The sequence below is a fragment of the Shewanella sp. 0m-8 genome (genome assembly GCF_052977265.1).
Window position 1 is genome coordinate 1 of record NZ_JBRIMB010000093.1, and the last position, 3966, is coordinate 3966.

General features: G+C 44.9%; 3 protein-coding genes. 1 reads left to right on the forward strand and 2 read right to left on the reverse strand.

The genetic code is table 11. From position 1 onward, the window contains the following. Positions 1 to 74: 74 nt before the first annotated feature. Complete coding sequence (locus ACVBIO_RS21385) at positions 75 to 629, reverse strand: hypothetical protein (RefSeq protein ID WP_447173409.1); 555 nt, start codon at positions 627 to 629, stop codon at positions 75 to 77. A 772-nt stretch (positions 630 to 1401) separates the two neighbouring features. On the opposite strand from ACVBIO_RS21385, the gene ACVBIO_RS21390 reads away from it, so the two are divergent. Continuing rightward, the gene (locus ACVBIO_RS21390; RefSeq protein ID WP_447173410.1) at positions 1402 to 1647 is read left to right on the forward strand and encodes a hypothetical protein; all 246 of its coding nucleotides are present in this window, start codon (positions 1402 to 1404) and stop codon (positions 1645 to 1647) included. A 119-nt stretch (positions 1648 to 1766) separates the two neighbouring features. Here ACVBIO_RS21390 and ACVBIO_RS21395 read toward each other — a convergent pair whose 3' ends face one another. Continuing rightward, on the reverse strand, positions 1767 to 3455 hold the full coding sequence (locus ACVBIO_RS21395) for an NAD-dependent malic enzyme (RefSeq protein WP_447160744.1): 1689 nt from the start codon (positions 3453 to 3455) through the stop codon (positions 1767 to 1769). Positions 3456 to 3966: the final 511 nt, after the last annotated feature.

The window sequence follows — 3966 nt, forward strand, 5'->3', positions numbered from 1 at the left end:
AAATGAACCGCCCTGTGCGGAGCCGCATGCAGGGTGGTGTGGGGGCTGAGGGTTAGATACCCTTGGCTACCCGATTATATTTCTTGATCACGTATATCAAAATTTCTAATTTTATATTCAATATTACAAGAAACATTTAGGTAATTGGCTAGACTATCAAGGCATAGAGAACCGAAATATTTAAGCTCTAAAGAGTTACTATTTTTCAAAATGAACTTCCAAATAATAGATTCATCTCCATCTCCAATATCTTTTATGCTCTTTTCAATGAGTAATAAATCAAACACATTAAATGAATGGTTCCCTTGTAATTCTGGGCTTGGTGACTTAAAACTAACTAAATTGTTTTCAACTGATATTTCCCAGTCTGCATTTGCCTTGATTTCCTTTATTCCTCGATAGAAAAGTAACCCACAAAATAAAAGAATACATAACTGAAAAAACGAGTATAAAGCTAAAGCTCCCCAAAACTTTCCTGCGGTGAAGCTAGATTCTAAGATTACTTCTAATGTTCCATTTTGATCAACTATATATAGGTGAACTAATGAGAATAAAAAAAATATGAATGCTCCTCCCTTAATCATCCCAATACCAACATCTTTGGAAGATTGGATTTCTCTATAATTCAACACCACCTCCAAGAAGAAATATAACATTTGTATAGTGCGCATGCGCACGTATTTGGCAAAACGCGCATGCACATTTAATAAACCTATTATTTAATTTTTGCTGAAGAAAAGCTATTGATTTATAAGCATTCTACAAGAGTATTACTGGATAAACGCGCACAGAAATGAGCAAAATGAGCATTGGTATTGATGTTGATGTTGATGTTGAATCGAAAGTAATTCGTGATTATTACTTATAGATTCGTAAAAGTAGGCCAACAGACTCTTCACTGTTCTTTCCTGCTTATTGCCTGTAACTAATAAAGAGGCATTTCCAAGCTAGCAATCAAACCTGCACGGCGCAAATGAAGGCACCAATTATCCGGTGTAGATGCGGCCGTGACCGTCCATGTTCTAGTGAGAGGTAACGAAGTTATCAAGCTCTCGAACGAGAGGCATGGATGCCGAACTGGCTTTTAAACATGGAAGTTGTTTGTCATGGCCGAGCTTCCAAGGATGGACTTGTTGCGTGTCACGGCAGTGTCTGCACATAAGGTCGTTCCTTCACATCCATGTGATCACGACATTCGGACGTCCTGTCCAGCACCCGCTGCAGGCGATTGATAACTCTAAAGCGACAATTGAGAACTCGCTTTGATGTGGTCAACTACCCAAAAAATGTAATCAGCCTTCATTTGAAGGTAAACATGTTTTGGGGCAAAAGTAAGTTGCGAAACTTACAGAAAACACCCATTCCCCATCGAAGTTGCCGAAGTACGCAGATGAAAATGCCGTGGAGCCATCATGGATGATGGCTCAGGCTCGGGGGGACATGGATGTCCCATCTGAGCCGTTAGGCGATTTTTATTGGAGTATGAGGCCCGTATCTAATGCATGTAACTTCGTCGGGGCGGCTCGGGTGATGCAAGAGGGGGAAGCTGTTGTCCCCCTTTTGCCCGAGTGTGAGCTGGAAGCTCACGACCCTAGTCAGGCGCAGCCTGATGCATTACCAATGTGGAGCGAAGCGCCACGACTTTAGTTGTTAGACGAAGTCTAACTTAAAAGTCAGGCGTAGCCTGATATGTGGCAAGGCCACGACCTTTATCAAGCGAAGCTTGATTGCTCAAACTTCGTTAGTTAAGGTTCCGAAGCAGAACCTTAGAACGAAGTTCTTTTATAACGTCGATACTCTGCTGTCCAAAAGTTCTCTTCAATCGCATAGGTCAACAGTTCATCGGTTGTCGCTAAAGCATGACCTTCTTCAATCGCCATTCTGGCCACCGCAAACGCAATACGCTTACTCACCATATGAATGTCTTCAAGCTTAGGAAGTAGCGAACCTTCGCCATTAAGCGCTAATGGTGAACACTCGGCTAACGCGCGGCTCGATGCCATCAACATGGCATCACTGACACGTTTTGCCCCAGAAGCTAATACGCCAAGACCAATACCCGGGAAGATATAACTGTTATTACATTGAGCGATTTCATAGGTGGTGTCGTCAACAACTACGGGCTCAAATGGGCTGCCTGTCGCGACAAGTGCCTGACCTTGAGTCCAATGCAAAATATCTTTTGGTGTGGCTTCAACGCGGCTAGTCGGGTTCGACAGTGGGAACACAATTGGGCGTTTGCAATGGCTGTGCATCGCTTTGATGATCTCTTCGGTGAACAAACCGGGGGCACCTGATACGCCAATCAATACTGTAGGCTTGGCATTGTTGACCACATCCAGCAGTGAGATGTTGTCGCTGAAGTTATCCCAATTAGCGATATCATCACAGTTTTGCGCTAGCTTTTGCTGGAACGGCAGAAGGTTAGGCATGTTTGATTGCAGCATGCCCCAGCGATCAACCATAAACACTTGCTTGCGCGCTTGTTGTTCAGTGATGCCTTCTGACACCATTTGCGCCACGATTGCCTCGGCAATACCACAACCTGCAGAGCCTGCACCTAAGAAGGTAATGCGCTGCTCACTAAGTTTAGTGTTTGCCGCTTTACATGCTGCTAAAAGCGAGCCAACGGTTACAGCCGCAGTGCCTTGAATATCATCGTTAAAGCAGCAGTATTGATCTTTATAACGCTCTAGCAGTGGCATGGCGTTCTTTTGCGCGAAATCCTCAAACTGGATCAGTGCATCTGGCCAGCGGCGGTGAACGGCTTGCATAAAGGCTTCGACAAATTCGGTGTACTCTTCGCCGCCAATACGCTGGTTACGCCAGCCCATGTACATTGGGTCTTCAAGCAGGTGCGGGTTATCGGTACCCACATCTAAGGTTATTGGCAGGGTGTAAGCTGGACTAATGCCACCACAGCTGGTGTAAAGTGACAGCTTACCAATCGGGATCCCCATGCCGCCAATGCCTTGGTCGCCCAAGCCTAAGATGCGCTCACCGTCGGTCACAACGATGATTTTAACCTTTTGACGAGTCGAGTTATTAAGAATGTCGTCGATACGGTCTTTATTGGCGTAAGAGATAAATAGGCCACGGTTACGACGATAATCTTTAGAAAAACGCTCACAGGCCATACCCACAGTTGGGGTATAGATGATAGGCATCATCTCGGTAATATGGTTTTGTACTAGGCGGTAATACAAGGTCTCGTTGGTATCTTGAATGTTTCTAAGATAGATGTGTTTATCGAGATCATTGCTGAAGTTTTTATATTGGTCGTAAGCGCGTGAGGCTTGCTCTTCAATAGTTTCAATCACGTGCGGCAGTAGGCCTTCAAGATTGAAAAAAATCCGTTCTTCGTCGGTGAAAGCGCTGCCTTTGTTGATCAAAGGGGCTTCAAGAATGGCTGGACCAGCAAAAGGAAGATAGAGCGGGCGTTTATTATCGTCCATTGGAAACCTTTTCTTTATTTTTGTTAGTTGGATGACAGGTGATGCGAATCACGGAAGATTAACACAAAGCGTGATCTTTGTTAGCGGTTGCGGCCGAATTAAGCTAACTTTTTTAGATATGGGAAAAGCGAAGGCTCTAGGAAAGGCAAACAGCAAAGACGATGAAAGCCAAGACGGTAACAGCCGAACGGCCTGCGGCCTAGGGAACGTCACTACGGAACGCTGCGCTTACGGAAAAAATAGGCAAGGCTGAGAAAGGTCCTAGGAACTAGGTCCTAAAACCTAGAGCCTAGAGCCTAAGATATGTAGGTCGGGCTTTAGCCCGTCAAGCCTTTGCACTTTCTAGCAGGGCGAAGCCCGCCCTCGCAGCGTAGCGCCCTAGAGTCTAGGATCTTCTTCCTAGTACCTTCTTTAAAAAAAAAGCACCGCCGCTGGCAGTAATGCCGATCATTTAGCAGTTTATTGATCGGTTGACCGATCTTTATAAGATGGCAAAATCCGAGTGTTTTTA